General features: G+C 41.1%; 17 protein-coding genes. 10 read left to right on the forward strand and 7 right to left on the reverse strand.

The features are described 5' to 3' along the window. Nucleotides 1–48: 48 nt before the first annotated feature. Nucleotides 49–1,212 (forward strand): tetratricopeptide repeat protein, encoded by a 1,164-nt coding sequence (locus BM380_RS15635; protein WP_090495118.1) that lies wholly within the window; start codon nt 49–51, stop codon nt 1,210–1,212. A gap of 17 nt (nt 1,213–1,229) precedes the next feature. On the opposite strand, the gene BM380_RS15640 is transcribed toward BM380_RS15635, so the two are convergent. The 4 genes from BM380_RS15640 to BM380_RS15655 form a co-directional block, all read right to left on the reverse strand. Continuing rightward, a complete protein-coding gene (locus BM380_RS15640) occupies nt 1,230–4,043 on the reverse strand; it encodes a TolB family protein (protein WP_090495119.1) in 2,814 nt (937 codons plus the stop codon). Between the two features lie 143 nt (nt 4,044–4,186). Beyond that, nucleotides 4,187–5,737, reverse strand: coding sequence for a PH domain-containing protein (locus BM380_RS15645; RefSeq protein ID WP_090495121.1), 1,551 nt, complete (start codon nt 5,735–5,737; stop codon nt 4,187–4,189). Further along, nucleotides 5,727–6,272, reverse strand: coding sequence for a PH domain-containing protein (locus tag BM380_RS15650; protein ID WP_036950028.1), 546 nt, complete (start codon nt 6,270–6,272; stop codon nt 5,727–5,729). Before BM380_RS15650 ends, BM380_RS15645 begins: the two co-directional genes overlap by 11 nt. A 16-nt stretch (nt 6,273–6,288) precedes the next feature. Further along, nucleotides 6,289–7,143 carry a D-hexose-6-phosphate mutarotase gene (locus BM380_RS15655; RefSeq protein WP_008466787.1) on the reverse strand — a complete coding sequence of 285 codons (855 nt, stop codon included), beginning with the start codon at nt 7,141–7,143 and terminating at the stop codon, nt 6,289–6,291. Nucleotides 7,144–7,558: 415 nt separating this feature from the next. On the opposite strand from BM380_RS15655, the gene BM380_RS15660 reads away from it, so the two are divergent. From BM380_RS15660 to BM380_RS15700, 9 genes are all read left to right on the forward strand, one after another. Further along, on the forward strand, nt 7,559–8,044 hold the full coding sequence (locus BM380_RS15660) for a MarR family winged helix-turn-helix transcriptional regulator (RefSeq protein ID WP_008466785.1): 486 nt from the start codon (nt 7,559–7,561) through the stop codon (nt 8,042–8,044). Between the two features lie 111 nt (nt 8,045–8,155). Then, nucleotides 8,156–9,442: a porin gene (locus tag BM380_RS15665; RefSeq protein WP_090495123.1), complete on the forward strand. Its 1,287-nt coding sequence runs from the start codon at nt 8,156–8,158 to the stop codon at nt 9,440–9,442. A gap of 142 nt (nt 9,443–9,584) precedes the next feature. Beyond that, entirely contained in the window at nt 9,585–9,980 is a 396-nt protein-coding gene (locus tag BM380_RS15670) for a YbaN family protein (RefSeq protein ID WP_090495124.1), read from the forward strand. An 82-nt stretch (nt 9,981–10,062) separates the two neighbouring features. Beyond that, nucleotides 10,063–10,695, forward strand: coding sequence for a PepSY-associated TM helix domain-containing protein (locus BM380_RS15675; RefSeq protein ID WP_013466239.1), 633 nt, complete (start codon nt 10,063–10,065; stop codon nt 10,693–10,695). Next, on the forward strand, nt 10,695–11,204 hold the full coding sequence (locus BM380_RS15680; protein ID WP_090495126.1) for a DUF2271 domain-containing protein: 510 nt from the start codon (nt 10,695–10,697) through the stop codon (nt 11,202–11,204). The genes BM380_RS15675 and BM380_RS15680 overlap by 1 nt, the downstream gene beginning before the upstream one ends. Nucleotides 11,205–11,238: 34 nt before the next feature. Then, on the forward strand, nt 11,239–12,084 hold the full coding sequence (locus tag BM380_RS15685; RefSeq protein ID WP_090495128.1) for a DUF4198 domain-containing protein: 846 nt from the start codon (nt 11,239–11,241) through the stop codon (nt 12,082–12,084). A gap of 275 nt (nt 12,085–12,359) precedes the next feature. Beyond that, nucleotides 12,360–14,894: a TonB-dependent receptor plug domain-containing protein gene (locus tag BM380_RS15690; RefSeq protein ID WP_090495129.1), complete on the forward strand. Its 2,535-nt coding sequence runs from the start codon at nt 12,360–12,362 to the stop codon at nt 14,892–14,894. 207 nt (nt 14,895–15,101) lie between these two features. Next, nucleotides 15,102–15,995, forward strand: a complete 894-nt coding sequence (locus BM380_RS15695) for a DUF4097 family beta strand repeat-containing protein (RefSeq protein ID WP_090495131.1) — start codon at nt 15,102–15,104, stop codon at nt 15,993–15,995. Between the two features lie 102 nt (nt 15,996–16,097). Continuing rightward, nucleotides 16,098–17,993, forward strand: coding sequence for a monovalent cation:proton antiporter-2 (CPA2) family protein (locus tag BM380_RS15700; protein ID WP_090495132.1), 1,896 nt, complete (start codon nt 16,098–16,100; stop codon nt 17,991–17,993). Here BM380_RS15700 and BM380_RS15705 read toward each other — a convergent pair. The 3 genes from BM380_RS15705 to BM380_RS15715 all read right to left on the reverse strand — a co-directional run bounded on the left by BM380_RS15705 (nt 17,968) and on the right by BM380_RS15715 (nt 22,214). Next, a complete protein-coding gene (locus BM380_RS15705; RefSeq protein ID WP_090495134.1) occupies nt 17,968–18,696 on the reverse strand; it encodes a hypothetical protein in 729 nt (242 codons plus the stop codon). The genes BM380_RS15700 and BM380_RS15705 overlap by 26 nt on opposite strands. Nucleotides 18,697–18,816: 120 nt before the next feature. Next, complete coding sequence (locus BM380_RS15710; protein ID WP_090495160.1) at nt 18,817–20,613, reverse strand: alkaline phosphatase; 1,797 nt, start codon at nt 20,611–20,613, stop codon at nt 18,817–18,819. Nucleotides 20,614–20,624: 11 nt separating this feature from the next. Further along, nucleotides 20,625–22,214, reverse strand: a complete 1,590-nt coding sequence (locus tag BM380_RS15715; protein WP_090495136.1) for an alkaline phosphatase — start codon at nt 22,212–22,214, stop codon at nt 20,625–20,627. Nucleotides 22,215–22,282 lie beyond the last annotated feature (68 nt).

The following is a 22,282-nucleotide window of genomic DNA, read 5'->3' on the forward strand; positions in this document are numbered from 1 at the left end:
TAAAACAATCACTCCCTTGTAAAGTGAAACCAACGAGGGAGTGAGTTAATGAATATGTTAAAGGTAATAATAAGTTTAACTTTTTTATTTGTTGTGGGGTGCAGCAGCAAAATCAATACGCAAACTCAGCGCGTACAATTAAGTTCATTAATTAATCACACATTATTTGTACAACAAACCACACCTTCTGAAAAGGTTATATTTGAACTTCCCGAGGCAGAAAAAGCACGCTTTTTAGCCTTCGTAACAAAACAACAAACAGCTAATATTCGTAGTGACCGTATTATTTATAACTACCTTGAAAATCAGCTCTCTAATTTTAAGTATCATGGCGATACGCTTACATCATCTCAATCTCTCAACCTTGCACAAGGTAACTGTATCAGCCTTGCTGTTCTTACCCAAAGTTATGCACAAACATTAGGGCTTAAAACCAGCTTTCAAGAAATGACTAGCGAGCCAGTTTACGCACAGGAAGATAACTTGGTTTATGTAGCAAACCATTTTAGAACTAAAGTTTATGCCCCAGAAGAGGAACTGCCTGAAAAAGAAGAAAATGTGATCACTTTTTTTCGCCCAGGAACCTTAATAGACTACTTCCCAACCAGAGGTAGTGTGTATTCTGATAGTGCTAATTATAATGATTTAATCTCTAAATTTTATAGTAACTTAGCTGCTGACGCGCTTTTAGATAAGCAGCTTGATCAAGCGTACTCTCTTATTTTACAAGCAAATAAATACACCCCTTATGATCCTGAGCTATTTAATATGGCTGGAATTTTACATCGACGAGCTGGCGATTTAAAAAGTGCACAGCTTATTTACCAAACTGCTTTAGATAATAAGCTGATAAATATAAATTTACTTAGTAATTATCAAGTTTTAGCCAAACAAATTGGTGATCAGCAACTTGTTGAACAATTAGCAAGCCGACTTGCTGAAGTAGAAAAAGATCCTTATGAACTTTTAGTTATTGCAAAAAATGACCTAGAAACAGGACGAATTAATACCGCTACAGAGCATATTGAACAAGCCATAACAAAAGCGCCGTATATTGCAGAACTTTATTTAGAGCTTGCTAAAATTCGCTATCAACAAGGAAAAAATCACCAAACACAAAAATTACTTGAGAAAGCGATAGAGCTCGAAAAAGACAAGCAAAAGTTAAATGTGTATCAAGCTAAGTTACTGTCCTTAAAAGCGAGTAAGTAACTTAGCTAAATAGGCTTTTACAATGAATAGTAAAAGCTTAACCACGCGCGCATTTCATCTTCAAAGCTGTCACCTTCTACTCGCGACAACCCCATATCAAAGGTTAAGTCATTAACGCCCGCAGGCCCCATACCAAAGCTAAAGTCACCTTGGTATTTTAAGCCGTAACTTTGTGCATAAACGTTGCTATCTAATTGATGTTGTTTGTAATAAAGCCAAGGCATCCCCTCTTTAAAGCTAACGCCACCACCATACCCTTGGTAGCGCTCAGTGGTTGCACTATAAAAAGGCAGTTCAGCAGCAAGCACAAATTCACTACTTTGCTGCTGATTAATTAAATTAGAACTAAAGCCGCCTAATGTCAGGCTACTGTCATCTCTTTGCTTTTGCTCAAAGTTAACAAAAAGTGGTATATCAAACGCTTTACCAAATATTTTTGCTGCCAAGTCATAACCTTGCCAATGACTACTGTGATTCTGCCCATCATAAATGCTGGCATAAATACTCTGCCCAATAGCAAATGCTTGGCGGTCATGTTGCCAGCTTTGAGCAATACTCAACCGTGTCCAATTTTTATGGCTATTTTTATAATCTGTATAGTTATAGGCCAATTCTGGGGTTAAATGTAACTGGCCAAATTTCAATGGGTGGCTTACTGCAGCATAACCACCTCGGGCTTCAATATCAGCGTTTAAGCTAGGTTGATATTGATGTGATGTATCCAAATTATAATCAAATAGCGCAAGCTTAAACTTTGTATTTAACGCATTGTATTTTGCTTGTATAAAGCCGCCATGTAATGCACCGTCATGCAAATCAATGTTATAACCCGCTTGTAAATCAAGTTGTTTTAATAGGTCGCTACTTTTTATACCTACACTTAGCAAACTGGTTGACGCTGAATAATACTGAGATCCCAAGGCAAACGTCGCTTGCTGATCAAGTACTGCGTAATCGCTTTGTTCTGCTATCTCATCGGTATATATTTTTGCCGGTGGCAGAGTATGCTTATTTACCATCAACAATGGAGCTTCACTGTTTACAGCGAAATCAGTCACGGCTGTGCGGTTTTTTGTTGTTAGCGTTTTTACATCAGGGCCATCGGCATTAATGGAGAAGTAAAGTAGTGAGCCATCTTCAGCCTCAATCGGGTATGCGAGCGCTTCTTGCCCGTTAGTTAAGCGGGTGAGGGTGTTATTTTTTATATGATAATTATAAATATCAGTTTTATTATTTAGGCCAGCAACAAAATAGATAGACTCCCCGTTTTGACTGAAACTCGGCTGACTTAAATACTGATACCCGTTAGGCATTGGGATTGACCGCCTGGCATCACCGTTTAAGCCTTGTATATACAACTGCCAATTTTCGTTTAATGATGCTGATAAGTAAGCTAATTTTGTTTCATCGGGGTTCAGTGTCGGGTAATCATAACTTGTTTTTAAGCTCTTAGTAAAAAATGGCGTGATTGCTTGTGTATTAAGATCGACTTTTACTAATTCAGAATACCCAGCTCTTATTTGCTCACCGTAAAGTGTTTCACCATCACGGGTAACACTAAAACGGCGAATACCGGCCAGCTCTGTAAGTTGCTCTATGTTGCCAGTGTCGGTGTTGTAGCTAAAAATGTCAGACACTTTGTTATAAGTTCCCGATCCTTCACTACTGTAGGCATTAAAATAAAGTGTGTTGTTATTTACCCATTGCGGGTTAGCAATACCTGCGCGATTAATTTGATTTAGTACTTGTTTTTGTTCGCGCTTAAACACGATTGGCGGGGTATCAGGAACATCTTGCTTATCGTTCTCTAGGAGCTCCTTTTGCACCTTAGTAAACTTATCTCGTGCTTTGGTGTTGTCTTCTGTACTGTAAATTATTAGTTTTGTTTTACTCTTTTCATCACGTTCAACTATCGCAATTTTGCTACCATCATTTGAAAGAGCTGGATTGCTAGCGTATAAATCAAGTTCTAACCAAAGCTTGCTATTAAGTGGTGATTCGGTTTGCTCTTGTTGCATCGCTTTATAGGTATACTCTGCAATAAATCGACGATATAACCTTGCAGCGCTTTGCCCAAATACACCAGAAAATGCGTCGTCAAAATCTCGTGATTTCACTGCTCGCATACGAACCCATACATTATCGAGTAGCTGCTCTGAGTAATTTTGCTCTAGCCAATATAAAAAACGACTTCCCATTAAATACGCCATAGAGCCCGCCATAAAGCCCTCATCGCTATTTAGTTGCCCATAGGTGGGAAGCGCTCCCTGCTGAGCAAACTCTCTAAGTATTGCCTCAGCATAGTTATCAAATAAGCGCCCTCGACCTGTCATTTTTGATTCGATTATAGTGGCGTACCCTTCGGCTACCCAGCGCGGTGTATCACCATAGGTTAAATCGTATATATCCCATACACCGCGAATCTTTTGCTGCCAGTCGTTACGGGTTGGCTGCGCTAAATGGACTAAATGAATGTATTCGTGCAACACCAACAATTGCTGCCAACCCGATGAATTTGATATCACGGTATCCGACTGCGGTGGCGTAGTAAAAAGCGCCATAACAGGATTATTAGAGGTTGGTAAGGCAAAGCCATTCGCTGCATTTAGAGGGTCAAACACTACCACATCGACGATTTTATCAAGCGCACGGTTTTGTTGCTCAAGCACTTTAGTGCGAACAATTTCCAGCTCCACAGCAGTCGATTTAGCAAAATCAGTATGCTCACTACTAAAGTGCACATTAAAATGCTCGGTATGAATGGTTTGCCAATTAGCAGCAAAGCTAGGTGCAGCCAATAATAAGGCTGATGCAATGAGTGACTTTTTCACAATAATCCCTTAAATAGTACATTTGATAATGTTTAGAGTATTATCAAATGGAAAAAACGGGCAGTAAAAAAGTGTAATAAAGCATGTGCAAATGTGTATTTACACCCGCTTTATTATTTAATCTGAGTTTTGAACAAAGGAAGTTACATCCAACTGCGAGGGTCTGACTCAGCCTGCATAAGTGTAAAATCTATAATGAAGTCAGCATCTTGCTGTTTTAAATATGGGACGTACGCACCGCCTGCAGCAAGTTGTATATACAGGCTTTTTAAGCCAGAACGACGCATAAAAAAGGTGCTCACACTGCGAGCGCTTTGTGCTTTGTACAGCTCAAATACCCGGTAATGCACACCAATCATACCTTTGCGTACCACCAAATAAAAACGCCCATCTTGTTGATGAAGGTAATATCCATAACGTTTATAAGATAAAAACACTAACGCGGCTAATACCAAGAATAATGCTAATGCAATTAATATATTAAGTTGCATAAAGCTAATAAAAAAACCAGAAGCAACGCTCGGTAGCAAAGCATAAAACACCGTGTTTTTATATAACAACGCCCTTTCTACCGCATTGAATGCCAGCTTTTTACTGTCAAACCACGGATAAATCCACTGACACACATTATCAACTTGCTCCTGCGTGAGTACAGGCAGCACTAAGGTTTGTTTATTCTTTTTCGCCATGCTTGCAGCACCGCCGCTACTGGCTTGCAAACACTCCACAGTAAAGCGTTTTAATAGCCTAGCAACTAGGTTTTGCTTAATAACGATTGACTGTACTTTGTCTAAACTAATTGATAGTTGATGACGCTCTAACAGCCCTGCAATACGTTTGAATTTATTATTTTTAAAGTAAAGCTGATAGTTATAAAAACGAATGAGCGACATAGTTACCGATAAAAGTACCGCTATAAATACCAAAATAATGATCAGAGTAATTATTGCAAACACAGCTGCATTAGCCATCAAACCGAGCTCTTGTTGATAATAACTCTCTATTTTTGTTATAAATTGCTGCTCTAAAAAGTCGATGGCCACATTCATAAAAGGGGCAATTGCCGCAAGTGCTAAAATAGCCATATTCGACATTAAACCAAACTTAGCTATTTCTTTATTTGAGATGAGTAAGCTATTTTCGCTCTGCTCTTCAATATGAGATTGCGCTGTATCAGCGGGCTCTACTGATGGTTGTTGCTGCGCTTTATAGTCAAACACTCGTTTACGCATTTGTTGCGCGTAATCTTTAGTTACCCCTGGCAAAACAGCTTCTTGAGCCACACTGCCTGCCGCATCAAAAATACAATTAACTAACCCTATGGGGGTGAAGTAAAATGGCTCCGCTATATTTACGTTTTGCACTCGAGAAAATTTTAAGGTAAGTCGCTCTTTTTTAAATACGCCTTTATTAAGTAAAATTTCATGATCGTCAGTAATACAAAAACGAAAACTACGGTAATACAAAAAACAATAGGCAAGCAATGAAGTCAAAGCAACCGCGAGCCCAACTTGCCCCCAAAATAGTTTATTTTCTACTTGGGTAACAAATACCACCAACACGGGCAGTAAATTAAATAAGCCGTCTTTTATGAAGCGCACACTAAAATGCATTACAAAATAAGCCAGCGCCCAGGGCGACACTTTTTGCCAATTAAGTGAAGGTGACGTTATTTGCGCAGCATCAACACTCACTGGCAGCTACCTCGCTTGCGGTTTCATCGTGGCGATAGCTTTGTACAAACTGACGAATATTTTTGCATTTTTCGTGGGTCAGGCCGCTAATTTGTAAATCGGCACTCATACCGCCGGCGCTATAAAGTCTTAAACTGGCTAAACCAAGCTTTCGCTCTATGGGCCCACGGTGTATTTCAATATGCTGCACACGCGCTAACGGTAAAATTGTCACCTGCTGCCAAATAATGCCTTTTTTAAAAGCAATATCGTGGGTACGCAACGCGCTGCCCTGTAATTTTATGCTGAACACGCTATATAACATACACAGTAAAATTAATAGCGGAACAGCAACCAATAAGTAACCTTGCGCCATAGCAGCAAAGTCTGTATTAAAATAGCAAACAGCCGCTAGTACTAAGCAAAAAGGAATGAAAAATAACAACCAATTCAATTGTGCATGCAACAATGCTTTGTCCGCAAGCGGCTCAAACACTATGCTTTTATGTTGCGGTAGGTCGGTTATTTGTTGATTAGTAAACACACTTTGCTCCATTACACGTATGGTAGGCTTAGCCAAGCCACTTAATTGTTGTTACTAGGGTATGACTTTGTTTTGGCTCAAGCGTAACCGCATCTTCAAGTACATTCGCAGCCTCTAGGCATAACATGCTTTTATAATCATCATCGGCAAAATTTGATAGTCGCTTTGATTTTTCAATCCATGGATTCCATAACACGCACGAGCGCGAGTTTTCTCTGCTAACGCTGATCATCCCTTGAGGAGTTTCAATGGTTTGCACAGCCGCGGCTTGGGTATAAACCATATCGGTTTCACGGGTAAAACCAACCACATCACTTTGCTGATAAGGCCCTTGGCCAAATTCTATGTATTGCGCCCCTTGCAGCCCTGTTACGCGAGTATTATTAATATCATCAGTTGGAAAGTAAGTATGCAGCGCCTGTGTATAACTAAATGGGGTGTTACCTAAATTACAGGTGGTTAAACGCACCTCTAACTGCTCAGATAAAATAAACTCAACCCTTAAAGAAGATTGATGAGGCCAAAAGGTAGAATCTATCTGCTTCATTGGTAATTTAAGACTAACAGTAATCTCGTTCTCGGTTTCATGCACTTCATCGGCTTGCCATACGTGCGTGCGCGCAAAACCATGTGCTGGAAAGTCTTTATTTTCATGTTGACCAAACCAAGGCCAGCAAATAGGAATACCGCCACGAATGCCCTTCCCTTCGCTAAAGGTTTCATCCCCAGACACCCACAATAGTGGCAATTTTCCTTTGGGTGTAAACTCAGTTATTTGCCCACCTTGTAAAAATATCTTCGCCTTACATTGGCGACTATTAATACTAATAAATTCCAAACCGCTATGTGTACGCTCAATACATACTGAGGGTGATAATTGCATTTTATTTCCTTTAACACTGAGACTAATTTTTTAGTACTTAACCTGAATTCAGATTACTGTACACAAACAATAATGCATGCTTAAAGCATAAGCTACATAGAATAGTTATTTAAATTGAGTTAGTTACTATATTTTTATGCCACATCAACGGCTCAATTACGACTAAAGTTTTAAACCTGTGGCTTGCGTATCGCTTTTAACTTACGTAAGGTGCGCAGCCTTAGCAAACAGAGTGTTATTAACTTTTAATAAAATAAAGATAATAAATTCCATTTTAATTACTGCTCAAATTAATAAAAACCAATAAAAACTAATAACAGCGGGCTAAAACAACATATATAATTTGAATTCAATTTATTTGATGTGTAACATTTCGTGATTACGGCAACTGATTCGCCTTTCATGAGACAAACAAATGCAAAAATATGACGAGTTACTAGTTTCTTTACGCAAGGTGATCCGTGCGATTGACTTACATTCAAAACAACTTAATAAAACAGCGGGTTTAACTGGACCACAACTGCTTATTATGCAAGAAGTGTCTCAAACTGATGGTATTACCGCCAGTCGTATTGCGCAAAACGTCAATTTAAGTCCGGCAACGGTCACAAATATTCTTGACCGAATAGAAAGCAAGAATTTGGTAACACGCGTTCGTAGTCAAATGGACAAACGCCGGGTCAGCTTATACCTTACTGAACAAGGTAAAGAATTACTCGAAAAAGCGCCTCAGCCCTTGCAAGAACACTTTATCGAAAAATTTTCAGCGCTTGCTGAATGGGAACAGAGCCTACTACTTTCATCAATGCAACGTATTGCCGCAATGATGGATGCAGATAAGCTAGATGCCTCTCCTCTTTTAGAAGTAGGCGCACTGTTTCAAACTTCTACTAAAGAATAAAACGCAGTATAAAAACAATAAACTAAATTAGTCTGCCATTTTCTCCTTTTTCCACACTAAGAGGCGCATCGTTGCGCCTTTATTTTTTTAATCACAATCAAAACGGCTATTATGACTAAACTCTCAAAACTAACACTCGCATTAATTTTAAGTGGTGTTGCTAGCAATTCTTATGCATCAAATCTTCAACCTCTCCAAAGCCAATTAACGCAGTTAAAGCAACAAGTAGATAAACTTGAAAGCAAACTCGCTGAAAAAAAGTCTCAGCAAGTAGACCAAGTTAGTAAACAGTTGCAAGCTACTTCTACAGACACTGCACAGCAAGAAAAGCAATCATCTGGAATAAAGGTAGGAGGTGCTATTCGCGCTAACTACGGTATAAACTCTTACGATGAAGACAATGAAGATCGCGGTGGTGACTTTGATTTTGATATTTTCCGGTTAAATGTCTCTGGCGAAATTAATGATATTTCAGTCAATGGTGAAATACGCTTTTACGATTATATGACTGTCGTAAAGTACGCTTACTTAGGGTACGAATTTATTGATGGCTGGGAAGCTCAGGCAGGCATAACAGCCGTGCCGTTTGGTAACGGCCCTTATAATTCTCACAGCTACTTTTTTAGCACTAACTACTATGTGGGCCTAGAAGATGATTTTGATTTAGGTATGGTTGCTAAGCGCAAACTTAAAGACAACTGGACACTTGATTTAGGCTTTTTCAAAAATGATGAACTGGGTGGAGTTGATGGCTCAGCATCAGACAAAAATCATCGTTACTCTTATGATATTGTTGGTAGTCGTCCTGCAGATGAAGGCACCTATGCCGAGCCTGCAAAGCAACTTGGTGAATACAACACCTTTGCTGGTCGCGCTACTTATCAGCTTGAGCATAGTAAAAATATCACCACTGACATCGGGGTATCGTTACTCAGTGGCGGACTTCACGACGGTGAAGACCGCGCTGGTAATTACAGTGCTTGGGCTGTTCACTTAAACAGCAACATTAATAACTGGAATATTCAATTGCAACACGGTGAATATAACTACGACTTAGACGATGGTAATAACCGCTTTGCGGTGGGTGCTTTTGACTATTATGATAGTGTATCGAGCCAAGCCACAATGACCAACTTTAATATTGCCTATGACTACGCAATAGAGTGGGGCCAAGTTACCAACCTGCAGTTTTATAACGACTATGGGATCATCTACAACAAGTCAGATAATAGCGCCAATACTTGGATGAATGTAACCGGTATGAGCATTACTGCTGGCGGATTCTTTAGTTATGTTGATTTCGTACAAGCCCGCAATCAACCCTTTATTGGCGGTACCATTATTGGTGATGGCGATACCGAGCGCCGTTTTAATATTAATTTAGGCTATTACTTTTAATAGGTAGTGCAATCAGGAAATTCTTTTCCTTTGCTAACCCTAAATGGCTTAGTTGATAACATGCAACTAAGCCATTTTCTCTTCATTTTACCTTTTAATTAGCTTACCCTTTTACCGTTTAATTAATTAAAAAAGAGCTAAAGTGAGCATAAAAAACGTTTTTATTTATTATAAAAATTTCGGCTTTAAATTGCTGGGGCTACTGTGTGTATTACTGGGCATTATTGGTGTTGCCCTACCTGTTATGCCAACCACGCCGTTTTTAATTTTAGCCTTAGCCTGTTTTGCTCGCTCATCTAGCGCGCTTGAATCTTGGCTATTAAACCACCCTCGCTTTGGTACAACATTACAACATTGGCGCGCCCATCAAGTGGTTCCTGTAAAGGCAAAGTATGCTGCAGGTATAGGTATGCTAATAGGCTTTATATTTTTATTATACACCAGCCCTCCAGCTTGGATTATTGCCCTAGTGGCTGTTGTTGAAGTGCTGGTTATGGCTTACTTAATTTCTAAGCCCTCAGCTCCTCCTAAAAAATAAAGTGTAAAGTTTGGTAAATAAATTTGTAACAGCTAATGCAAATCATTATCATCCGTATAAATTAAATAAGTTTGTACCTTTTATGCCCTTTGTTAATAAACGCACTTTATATAGTACAAGTCGTACTCTACATATCTATATTTCCACCGCTTTGTTTTTTTTACTTATTCTATTTTGTGTAAGCGGTATAGTGCTAAACCATGTTGACTGGTTAAAAAACGATAAAAACAATGGCCAAATTACGGTCCAAATCCCCCAAGATCTGCTTACTCAAGCAAATACACAATTAAATAGCCTACCTGCTATTTATCCCCAAATTGAAGCTTACTTAGCCAAACACTATGGGCTTAATAAAGTAAAAAGCATTGAATGGGAAAAGCAAGATTCACTGGTTATGCTCGACTACCCATTACCAGCAGGCTATGCCTATGCAGAGTTTGATTTTATCAGTGGTGAATTGTTGCTCGATTATCAAACCGGGGGGTTTTTAAGTGTTATCAGTGATTTGCACAAAGGTCGTCATTCAGGAGAAGTATGGAGCTGGGTTATTGATATATCAGCGGTGCTGATGATTCTATTTGCCATCACCGGCATGATTATTTTATTTCAAAACAGAAAAAAACGCTTAGCAGGAATATGGATAACCGTATTAGGAATCGCAACACCATTGGTTATTTATTTATGCTGGGTTCCACAAATTAAAGGAGTATTTTAATGTTCAAGTTTAAATCTTTAATTAACACCGTATTGCTGTTAATTGCCGTGTGTTTTCACACTTCGGTGGCAGCGCAATCGCCCCAATTAGAAATCGAATTAACTCTACCTGAGTTAGATGTGCAGCCCTATCATCGCCCTTATGTTGCAGTTTGGCTCGAAACACCAGAGCGAAAACATGTCACAACTTTAGCGCTTTGGGTACAAAAAGCGGAATGGTTTAAAGACCTACGCCAATGGTGGCGTAAAGCAGGTAAAAGTGATGCAAACTTCGATGGGGTTAGTAGCGCAACCAAACGCGCAGGCACTTATACCATTAATTGGGACGGAAACGATCTTAATGGCAAATCAGTTATCGCAGGAAAATACCTGTTAAATGTTGAAGTTGTTCGTGAAGAAGGCGGGCGTGATTACAGCCGTATTGAGCTTGATTTAACCCAATCAGGAAAAATAACCATTGATGGCAAAAACGAATTTTCAACCAGCTTTGTCACTGTATCCGCTAGGTAGTCCCTACTTATCATTCAAATTTAAAGGAAAAATAATGAACGTTAATTTATTAAAAACAGCACTCATTGGCGCACTGAGTTTATCAGCGCTGGTATCAACAGCTGCAAGTGCACATGGCCGCTGGTTACTACCTTCGCATACTTCGCTATCAGGGGATAAAGCCCATTATGTAATGATTGATGCGAGTATTTCTAACGAAATTTTTGCACCTGATAAAGCATTTCGTCCAAGCACAAAAGGCGCAGAGTACGACGACACTCTGCTTATGGCACTTGCCCCAAATGGCGAGCAAGTTACCGATACCATTCGTGCCTATTACCTACAACGCAAAAGCTCTGCTGCAGTAAAACTTCAGCAACAAGGCACCTATCATATTGCGATGACGCAAAAACCTATGTACATGACATTCTACAAAAATACAGCAGGTGAGCGAAGCCGTGTATTCGCCAAAAAAGCAGATGCCAATCTACCTAAAGACGCCAGCGACATCACTACAATTAAAACCATCTCTACTGTTGATACCTTTGTTAGTCATAATGGTACCTCTAAACCAGCACAATTAGGTCAAGGCTTAGAGCTTAGCGGCCCAACGCATCCAAACGATTTATTTGTTGGCGAGCAAGCGCGCTTTCAGCTAATAAGCGATGGAAAGCCGGTTGGCGAAGGCATTGAAGTAAGCATTTTAAAAGGCGATACACGCTACCGTAACGAACGTGGCGAAATAAAAGTAACGACCGACAAAAACGGCATGTTTAGCACAACGTGGAAAGAGCCAGGCCTATACCTAATCGAAACCTCTCAAAAAGTGACAGTAAACGAAAAAGGTGTAGACGCCAGCCGCTATGTATTATTTACCACCCTTGAAGTAGCACCTGAATAACTTTTTAATTCCCTACAGGCCACATTAATCGCTTGGCCTGTAGCTTCTTTATAATTTAAACCCTTTAGCAAAGCTTTAAACCAAGTTAGTCATTTTCGCTGCCTAAATAAGCATAATCCTATATTTTAGCCTCCTTGTCTGTTCCTATTTCAATCTATTATTCCGATCACTTATTTTTATGAAAATAGTTAAATAACTTAGTCAATTTAGATCTTTGCGATGCATTAGCCGCTTATATATGATGCGCCCTTTTCAAAATCTTCAAGGCACGCTCAATGACTTTTCAGCATTTATCAGCTAATAAAAAATTAGCACTTAGCTTGGCTATTACCACCGCACTTAGCGCCTCTTTTTCAGCTGCTAATGCAGCTGAGCAAACTAACCAAGTCGAAGAAAATATCGAAGTAATTTCAGTAACAGGCACGCGCCGCAGTTTGCGTAGTATTGCGCAAAGTACTGTGCCTGTAGATATTATTAGCAGTGACGATATGGCAAGTACGGGGCAACTTGAAATTAGCCAAGTGCTCGCTAACCAAGTCCCGAGCTTTAACTACCCAAGTGCCACACTCTCTGATGGCACCGATCATGCTCGCCCAGCGGTTTTAAGAGGCCTTGCACCCGATCACACCTTAGTCCTTATTAACGGTAAGCGTCGCCACTCTGGTGCGTTATTAAACTTAGGGGGCACGGTTGGTCGCGGCTCTACCGCGGTTGATTTAAACATGATCCCAACCTCTGCAATTAAGCGTGTTGAAGTACTGCGCGATGGGGCTGCAGCACAATATGGCTCTGACGCCATTGCGGGAGTAATCAATATTGTTTTAAAAGATGCCACCGAAGGCGGCAGTGTTAGCGTAACTTATGGCCAATACGACAGCCAAATGGCCGGTGTACCGCAACTAAATAGCACTTATGCGGATGATAACGGCAACCTTGCATTTAATTTAGGCGACGATCGTCACGTTAACGACGGTAGTACCCGCACACTTAGCGCAAACTCAGGTTTTTCATTAACAGACAATGGTTTTGTAAATGTATCAATTGAATACCGTGATAACGACTCAACTCAACGCTCTGGTTTTGATCCACGCGAACAATACAACCGCCTAGATGATGGCAGCCTAGACCCACGCGAATTTACAATTGATCGCTACAATCACCGTTTTGGTAAAGCAGCGTTGGAAGACTACGCTTTGTTTTACAATATGGGATACGATTTAGAGAATGGCTTTAATGTTTATTCGTTTGGTAGCTATTCAGAGCGTGAAGGTAACTCGGGCGGATTTTACCGTCGTGCAAAAGACAGCCGCAATGTTTTAGAGCTATACCCTAATGGCTTTTTGCCACAAATTGCTACCGACGTAAAAGATTACTCGCTGGCACTTGGTTTACAAGGCGATAGTGGCGACTGGACTTGGGATGTAAGCACCAACTACGGCCGAAATGACTTTGGTTTAGGGGTTGTAAATAGCCTCAATACTTCGTTAGGTACTAACAGCCAAACTGAGTTTGATAACGGCGCCATGGTTTACGATCAGTTTTTAGTTAACTTTGATGCCAATACCAGCGTTGATTTTGGTCTACCCGATGATGTGTTTTTCACTATTGGTGCTGAGTATCGCCGTGAAAGCTATAAAATAGAGCTAGGCGAGGAAGCCTCTTATATTACTGCGCTTGATAACAACGGCAACCCAATTGCTGCTGGCGGTGCGCAAGTGCTTCCTGGGTTTGGGCCGCAAAGCGCAACCAATGAAAGTCGTCATAATGTTGCTGTATTTGCTGAATTTGATACTTACTTAACTGATAAATGGAATATTGTTTTAGCCAGTCGCTATGAAGATTACAGCGATTTTGGTAACACATTTACTTCAAAATTAGCCACGCGTTACAGTATTAACGACAACCTATCGTTGCGTGGTGCGGCAAGTACTGGATTTCGTGCGCCGTCACTTGCACAAAGCTCGTACCGTCAAATATCGACTATTCTCGAAAATAACCAGCCTTTTGAAGTTGGTCTATTCCCAAGCTCTGCACCTGCAGCCCAAGCGTTAGGTGCAAAACAGCTCGATGCAGAAGACTCAGTTAACGTTACCGCTGGATTTGTTTATACCCAAGGTGGCTTTAGCTTAACAGTTGATGCGTACCGCATTGATATTGATGACCGGATTGTGCTCTCTGAAAACTTAAGCGGTAACGCTGTGCAGCAAATTCTAGCTAATGCTGGCGAACTAAATACCGAAAGTGTTCGTTACTTTACCAACGCTATCAATTCGCGCACGCAAGGTGTTGATATTGTGGCAACGTACACACTTGATTTAAATACATTGGGTGATGTGCGCTTAAATGCGGCGGCAAACATTAACGATACCGAAGTGACTCATGTAGATGCAAACCCGAGCGAGCTAAATTCTTTAGGCGATGACTACGTGGTATTTGCCCGTCGTGAAGTAGGCCGTTTTGAGCAAGGCACACCCGATAACAAACTAAACCTATCGGCTGTTTGGAGCTTTAACCAATGGCAAACAACCTTGCGTGCAACTCGCTATGGGGAAGTGGCAGATATTTCAACCACCAGCGAGGGTGATGAATATTTAGATGCTAAATGGATTGCTGATTTAGAAGTCGCTTATCGTCCTAACGAAGCGTGGAAGTTTGCAGTAGGTGCGAATAACCTATTTGATCAGTACCCTCAAGCAACGGTAGATAATATTGGCTACTCTAACTTTGGCCAAATATTTCCGTACACGCCTTACACACCCTACAGTTTAGATGGGCGCTTTTTATACGGTAACATTACTTACAATTTTTAAGTAAAACGCCCATTAACAATAGAGTAATTACAAAAGGATGCAGTGTGCATCCTTTTTATTAACATTTAGTATTTTTAACCATATTTTGGCATTTTAACTTTTTAACTACTGCTGCCATCTCATATAAAACAACAACTTACATTTCGGCCTCAATTTTGCTCTATACTTTGTATATTAACTAAAATAATCAATATCAAAGGACTAAACATGAGCGCATCAACTCTATTCAACTTCACTAAGCCCGTTTCACTAATTAGCGGCATTTTATTACTCAGCGGTTGTGTATTTCACATATCGCCCAGTGTCGCATCAGTTAAACAAACCCAGCAGCTTTCACTACCAAGCAATAACCTTGAGCACCTAACGATATTAAGTGGTGCCGGTTCGCTCGATATTCAGGGCTCTAATACTGCAACCAATATTAGCGTTGATGCCATCATCTACACCGCCGACATTGACGATGAATACGAACTCACCCTTGAGAAAAGCGGTACACAAGCAAAACTTGTTGCACAAAATACAAGTAATAATGGGATTAGCTTTTACAGCGGGCAATCACCAAGTATCAATTTAGTTGTTACCGTACCTAACACCCTAAATTTAGATATTAACGACGGCTCAGGCGATATTGTTATTAACGAGATGCAAAGCAATATTGATGTAAAAGATGGTTCTGGCAGCTTATCTATCAATGGTGCTAAAAGCCTAAATATTGATGATGGTTCTGGCAGTATTTACGTAAAAAATGTGGTCGGCGACTTAGTATTAAATGACGGCTCAGGCAGCATTGATATTGATAATGTCAGTGGTAATGTCGCTATTGAAGATGGCTCTGGCGAAATGCAAGTGACTAACGTAACAGGCGTATTAAATGTTGAAGATGGCTCGGGCGGCATAACTATTAAACATATTAAAGGCGAAGTCACCGTAGACGATAACTCAGGAGATATGTTGATAGAACATATTGGCTCAAGCGTGACGATTGAAGATGGCTCTGGCGATATTCGCGTTAATTACGCTAAAGCGCTAACTATTACAGAAGCAGGCTCGGGTGATGTCAGTATTGATAATATTTCAGGCACTGTAAAATTAGACCGCTAATACACTAATAAAGCGAAATAAATGGCTGTTCACTACATCAGTTATTGTATTTTACTAACACCTAAGCCATGCTAAATGTCTTGAAATTATTAGGATAAACGCGTGTTAGAAATTGCTTTAATTTATTTAGCCGCCGCCATTGTGGCTGTTCCTATTGCCAAACGACTTGGCTTAGGATCAGTACTGGGTTATTTAATTGCTGGCATACTGATTGGTCCCTATGCATTGGGAGTCGTAGGGGATCAAACCGATGTAATGCATTTTGCCGAATTTGGCGTAGTGATGATGCTATTTTTGGTCGGACTTGAACTACAACCCTCACGACTATGGAAGCTTCGGCACTCTATTTTAGGGCTTGGTGGCTTACAGGTGGTGCTAACTGCGGCGGTTATTTTTGCCTTTTGTTATTGGTTTTTTACCATGCATTGGCAAACCGCATTGGCCATTGGTTTAATGCTGGCACTTTCTTCTACCGCGATTGTATTGCAAAGCCTCGAAGAAAAAGGCTGGTTAAAGCAAGAAGCTGGGCAAAATGCATTTTCGGTTTTATTATTTCAAGATATTGCCATTATTCCTATTTTAGCGCTACTCCCCTTACTCGCGTTTGCTGCACCAAGTAGCTCAAAACAAATTAGCGATTCAATCATTGCTGACTGGCCTGTTTGGCAACAAGTAGGCGTCTCTGTTGGCGTTATTGCCGCTATCATTGCTGGCGGTAAATATGTGTCGGCACCACTGTTTAGATACATCGCACAAACTCACATGCGTGAAATATTTACTATTTTTGCATTGTTTTTGGTCGTGGCTATTTCGCTTGTAATGCACAGTATTGGCCTATCACCTGCTTTAGGTACTTTTTTAGCCGGTGTAGTATTGGCCGAAAGTGAATTTAGACACGAATTAGAAGCCGACATAGAGCCCTTTAAAGGCCTATTGCTAGGACTATTTTTTATCACTGTAGGGGCTTCAATTAATTTTGAGCTATTATTTAATCAATTTAGTACCGTGGTTGCTTTAGTTGCCTTATTAATTGTCATTAAAGCCTGCATTTTGTTTGCCCTTGCTGTCACATTTAAAATTAGCTCAAAGCAAAAACTATTGTTTACATTGGCACTAGCACAAGGTGGTGAATTTGCTTTTGTACTTTTAAGCGTGACCACCACATTAAGTATTTTAACCCCAGAACAAACCAGTCTAGTGACCTTAGTGGTTGCGGTATCTATGTTGATAGCTCCTTTATTACTGATGCTGTATGAGCAAATACAAAAACGCAGTAGTAGCACTAAGCCTGAGTTTGATAAACCAGAACAAATAAATACCGCTAAACATGTAATTATTGCGGGCTATGGCCGCTTTGGGCAAATTATGGGACGTTTATTACATGCACAAGGCTACGAAATTACCGTACTTGATCACAGCCCAAGCCAAATAGAACTGCTGCGCCGCTTTGGTAACACCGTATTTTACGGTGATGCTGCTCGCCAAGAACTGCTTGAAGCCGCAGGCGCGCATACTGCACAAATGCTGGTTGTTGCGATTGATAACCCAGATAAAACCATTGAAATTATTAAGCTGGCACATAAAAACTACCCACAATTAAAAATAGTGGCGCGCGCAATCGATCGTCGCCATGCGTATCAACTACTGAATCTAAAAGTGGATGCGTTTAACCGCGAAACCGTCGACTCAGCCATTAACTTAGCCATAGAATCACTGCAGCTACTTGGCAATAGCAAAGAAGACGCTGAGCGTGCTGGTAAATTATTTAGGGATCATGACCGTGCATCTGTGTTACAACTTTCTGAGCTTTGGGGAGATGATGCCAGCTACGGCGTTGCAGTACGCCAACGTATGGAAGATTTAAAACAGGTATTACAGCAAGATAAGCAAGCACAGCAAAATTTAAATACCTGTGATGCCAACGATTATGAAAATGGCTTAACAGAAGACTCTGCTAAGCCCAAAAAACGACCTAATGATGATGTCCACCTTGAATAGCCTCACCTTGAGGATTATAAAAACCGGTGGCGCCGTGCTCTATAAAGCCTAGGTTAATCATTTTTGCTAAAAATGGGTCGCTTTCGTTATCGCCAATGTCGGCATAGTCGGTGGTTTGAAAGTTATCCCATTTTGCAAACTGAGCCTTAATAGCTGGTGTGTCATTTTGCACCGCGTCTAAGCTAAGTGACATGCTTGCTTTATTCGCTAGGTTACTAATGCTAAATGTTTTTACCAGTTTTGAATGGGTAAAAAATGCCAAGTTATACTGAGAGTTATTTTCTTCTAAGCTGTAATTTTTTATTTCGTTGCAGCCTTCACCTTCGGTGCTCACTAATGTCATTTTTTCAATAAGATGATTATCTACCAGCTGTACTTTTGCACTCCAGTTTTGCACTCCTTGCACCTCTGAGGGCTGATATTCAATACCGCGCTGCTGCGCATTAAAATAACGAATAGGCCGTATTTGATTGTTGCTCGTATGTTGCCAAAGCTCTGTTATAACTTGGCTTTGGTGCGCCACTTGTTGCTCATTTCGCCAAAGGGTGAGAGTTTGGCTGTTTTCCTTATTATTTTTAAGCGCTTGTGGAGCCTTATTAATAATAGTGTAAGTGGCTTTTAATACCTGTGGATTTATATCGCACTGCTCAGCAAAGCTGCTTGCGCTAAATAATGCGCTCATTATTAAAAATACTTTTTTCATTGGACTATCTCTTTAGTTAATCGCTTTTAGCTTAATTGCCTTTAACATAACCAAAAATAATGGCAGTTTAATGACATAAAAAAACCCGCACAGTGTGCGGGTTGTTTTATATCGCAAGGTTTATTGCGCTACTTTTTCATCCGCGGCTTTTACAAAGTCAGCGGCAAAGTCCATAACATGGAATAAAAAGCTTTGCTCATTAGTACCTGTTACTAAATGCGCCCCAGGGCCCATTGCATACACACCTACATCTTCGCCTGCGTGAGTTTCTGATGATAGTGGCACAAGTGCCTCTTGGTGAAAACCTGGCGTTGTAGTATCAACATTACTTAAATCAACACGCCCTGTAACGGGTGCTGCTAAGTAAGATGCATCAGCATCGGTTTCTGCACCTAGGTCTCTGTAGCCTAAACCATTAGTGTAACCAACTGTAGTATAAGGCATATCGTCGGCAGCAAGGCTGGGCTCTGTTTGCCCTACACCAACCACTTTACCTAAAATTGGGTTACCGCGTTTAGGGTAGCCCGCAATGGTAAATACGTGACTGTGATCGGCTGTTACTACAATTAGCGTCTCTTCTGGGTTGGTGTTTTCCATCGCTACTTTTACTGCTTTAGCCAGCTCTACAGTATCGTTAAGTGCGTTGTATGCATTACCCGCATGATGCGCGTGGTCAATACGTCCCGACTCAACCGTTAAGAAAAAGCCTTGCTCGTTGTTATTAAGCACATCAATCGCTTTTTCGGTCATTTGTGATAATGAAGGCTCGCCTGCAATATCATTGCCACGGTCGGCTTCGTACTGCATGTGAGATTCATTAAATAAACCAAATACACGCTCAGTTGTGGTTGCATCAATAGCAGCAAAACCCGCTTGATCCATCACATAAGCACCATTTGGATATTGCGTTTTCCACTCGGCGGTTAAGTCGCGATTATCTGTACGATCGCCCTCTACAGCACTAACAGCATCAGCTGAGTTAAACGCGGCATCTTTTGGTAAAAAGTGACGACGCCCGCCACCCATAACCACTTCAATTCCGTCTACATCAACACCACTAAAACGTGCTTCTAGGTTCTTTTCAAAGTTAACCAGCTGTGAGGCAATATCTTCACAATTAGCTGACTCAGAAGCAGGCATATCTGAAATATCTTCCCAGTTACGGTCTGCCGATTTAGCGTAGGTTGCCGCAGGTGTTGCATGAGTAATACGCGCAGTAGAAACAATACCCGTAGACTTACCGGCAATCTCAGCCAGCTCTAATGACGTAACAAGCTCATGTCCTTTGCCTGATGCACAACTACCACGTTCAACCGCTTCGTCTATACCAATTACACCCACATCGGTTTTTACACCTGAGGCCATTGCCGTCATTGTACCGGCAGAATCTGGCGTTTGTGCATCCACGTTATAGGTTTTTACAAACCCAGAGTACGGCATGGTTTCAAAGCTTAATTGGTGATCTTCACCCATTTCACCCTGTAATTGCCCCGCTAAAATACGGGCAGCTGTCACAGTAGAAATACCCATTCCATCGCCAACAAACAAGATCACATTTTTAGCTTTACCCGATTCAGTTACCACTTTACTTGCAGCATCTTGCGCGCCGGCGAGCTTAGTTTGTGCATCACTAAACCATACGTTATTGCTAAGAGACGCCAGCTGCTCACTCGTTAATGAGGTGGCTGGGTCGTTACAGACTAAGTTAGTGTGCGTTACTTCGTTGCTCTCTAATTGCCCGTTTGTATTGGTATCAACACCGCTTTGTGTTTCTACGCCGCCATTGATACATTGCGCAGATCCCACTGCAATTGGGAGATCGACCGCTAAAATATTATTGCTGTTTTTGTCGTCATCACTCGAACACCCCGTTAATGCGACCATTACTGCTAAAGAAAGTACTGTTAATTTATTCATGTGAGCCGCCATTATTGCTGAGTTAGTTCAAGAGCTTGATTAATTAAATGAAATACAACGTTTTGCTCAATAACACCTTGAGCTAGGTGAGCACCCGGTCCGGTTGCATGCAGTGAAATATCTTCACCTGCGTGTGTTTCAGAGCTCAGTGGTACCGTGGTTTCTTGGTGAAAACCTGGCGTTGTTGTATCAACACCATTTAGCTCAACACGTCCTGCAACCGCAGCTGTTTCATAGCTTGCGTCCGCATCCGTTTCATCGATTAAGTTTCTAAAACCGAGGCCATTTGCATAACCTACTGTGGTGTATGGCATGTTATCAGCAGCTAGCGTTGGTGTAGTTTGCCCTACAGCAACCACCTTACCTAAAATTGGATTACCACGTTTAGGGTAACCTGCAATAGTAAATACATGGCTGTGGTCAGCTGTAACTAAAATAAGGGTTTCTTCTGGATTGGTGTTATCAACGGCAGCTTGTACTGCTTTTGCAAATTCAATGGTGTCATTAAGTGCATTGTATGCGTTACCCGCATGGTGAGCATGGTCAATGCGCCCCGACTCAACCGTTAAGAAAAACCCTTTTTCGTTTTTACCCAGTACATCAATGGCTTTGGTGGTCATATCGGTAAGTGAAGGCTCGCCTGCTATATCGTTGGCACGGTCAGCTTCGTATTGCATGTGCGATTCGTTAAATAAACCAAATACTTTAGTGGCGTCATCGACAATGCTATTAAAACCGGCTTCATCCATCACATAAGTGCCATTTGGATACTGTGTTTGCCACTCAGTAACAAGGTTACGCTCATCGGTACGATCGCCTTCTACGGCGCTCATAGCGTCAGTAGAATTAGCCGCGGCCTCTTTTGGTAAAAAGTGACGACGGCCGCCACCCATCACAAAATCTAAGCCATCAACATCGGTTCCGACAAAGCGTGCTTCTAGGTTTTTTTCAAAATTAACCAGCTGTGAGGCAATATCTTCACAGCCAGCATTCACTGCTGCCTCAGGCATGTCTGAGATATCTTCCCAGTTGCGATCAGCCGATTTAGCATAGGTTGCCGCAGGCGTTGCATGAGTAATGCGGGCAGTAGAGATAATTCCTGTTGCTAGGCCTTTAATTTCAGCAAGCTCAGTGGCTGTAAGTAACTCATTACCAGCCACCGTTGAGCACTCACCGCGCTCAATATCTTCATCAACACCAATAACACCCACATCGGTTTTTACACCTGAGATCATGGCCGTCATGGTGCCTGCAGAGTCTGGCGTTTGTGCATCCACATTATAGGTTTTAACTTGCGCAGAGTAAGGGAACTGCTCAAAGCTTAAATAGCCTTCTTCGCCAAGCTGATTATTGCGTTGACCTTGTAAAATACGCGCTGCCGTTAAGGTAGAAATACCCATGCCATCGCCTACAAATAAAATAACATTTTTAGCTTTAGTGTTTTTAATTGCCTGCGCTTGCGTTGTTTTTGTTGTTAGTTTTGCTTGGGCAGCGCTGTACCAGCTGCTGTCTTTTTGACTTTGCGGTAAAACATTGGCATGACTAACGGCACTAAACGCACAGGTTAGTGCGATTGCCGCAGCAACTTTTTTAATTTTCATCCGTAATTCCCATTATGTAGTGGTTATTTTTAAAAGTGTGAACACAAAAAACATCAACCGCTGTACTC

Origin of the sequence: Pseudoalteromonas sp. DSM 26666, from assembly GCF_900116475.1 — a bacterium.
In the GTDB taxonomy this organism is placed as follows: domain Bacteria; phylum Pseudomonadota; class Gammaproteobacteria; order Enterobacterales; family Alteromonadaceae; genus Pseudoalteromonas; species Pseudoalteromonas tetraodonis.

What these genes read in the sequence shown, in the direction of transcription:
- BM380_RS15660 (WP_008466785.1), top strand. Translation starts at nt 7,559, where the DNA reads ATGCAAAAATATGACGAGTTACTAGTTTCTTTACGCAAGGTGATCCGT.
- BM380_RS15655 (WP_008466787.1), bottom strand. Translation starts at nt 7,143, where the DNA reads ATGCAATTATCACCCTCAGTATGTATTGAGCGTACACATAGCGGTTTG.
- BM380_RS15705 (WP_090495134.1), bottom strand. Translation starts at nt 18,696, where the DNA reads ATGAAAAAAGTATTTTTAATAATGAGCGCATTATTTAGCGCAAGCAGC.
- BM380_RS15690 (WP_090495129.1), top strand. Translation starts at nt 12,360, where the DNA reads ATGACTTTTCAGCATTTATCAGCTAATAAAAAATTAGCACTTAGCTTG.
- BM380_RS15710 (WP_090495160.1), bottom strand. Translation starts at nt 20,613, where the DNA reads ATGAATAAATTAACAGTACTTTCTTTAGCAGTAATGGTCGCATTAACG.
- BM380_RS15665 (WP_090495123.1), top strand. Translation starts at nt 8,156, where the DNA reads ATGACTAAACTCTCAAAACTAACACTCGCATTAATTTTAAGTGGTGTT.
- BM380_RS15715 (WP_090495136.1), bottom strand. Translation starts at nt 22,214, where the DNA reads ATGAAAATTAAAAAAGTTGCTGCGGCAATCGCACTAACCTGTGCGTTT.
- BM380_RS15680 (WP_090495126.1), top strand. Translation starts at nt 10,695, where the DNA reads ATGTTCAAGTTTAAATCTTTAATTAACACCGTATTGCTGTTAATTGCC.
- BM380_RS15635 (WP_090495118.1), top strand. Translation starts at nt 49, where the DNA reads ATGAATATGTTAAAGGTAATAATAAGTTTAACTTTTTTATTTGTTGTG.
- BM380_RS15685 (WP_090495128.1), top strand. Translation starts at nt 11,239, where the DNA reads ATGAACGTTAATTTATTAAAAACAGCACTCATTGGCGCACTGAGTTTA.
- BM380_RS15675 (WP_013466239.1), top strand. Translation starts at nt 10,063, where the DNA reads ATGCCCTTTGTTAATAAACGCACTTTATATAGTACAAGTCGTACTCTA.
- BM380_RS15650 (WP_036950028.1), bottom strand. Translation starts at nt 6,272, where the DNA reads ATGGAGCAAAGTGTGTTTACTAATCAACAAATAACCGACCTACCGCAA.
- BM380_RS15695 (WP_090495131.1), top strand. Translation starts at nt 15,102, where the DNA reads ATGAGCGCATCAACTCTATTCAACTTCACTAAGCCCGTTTCACTAATT.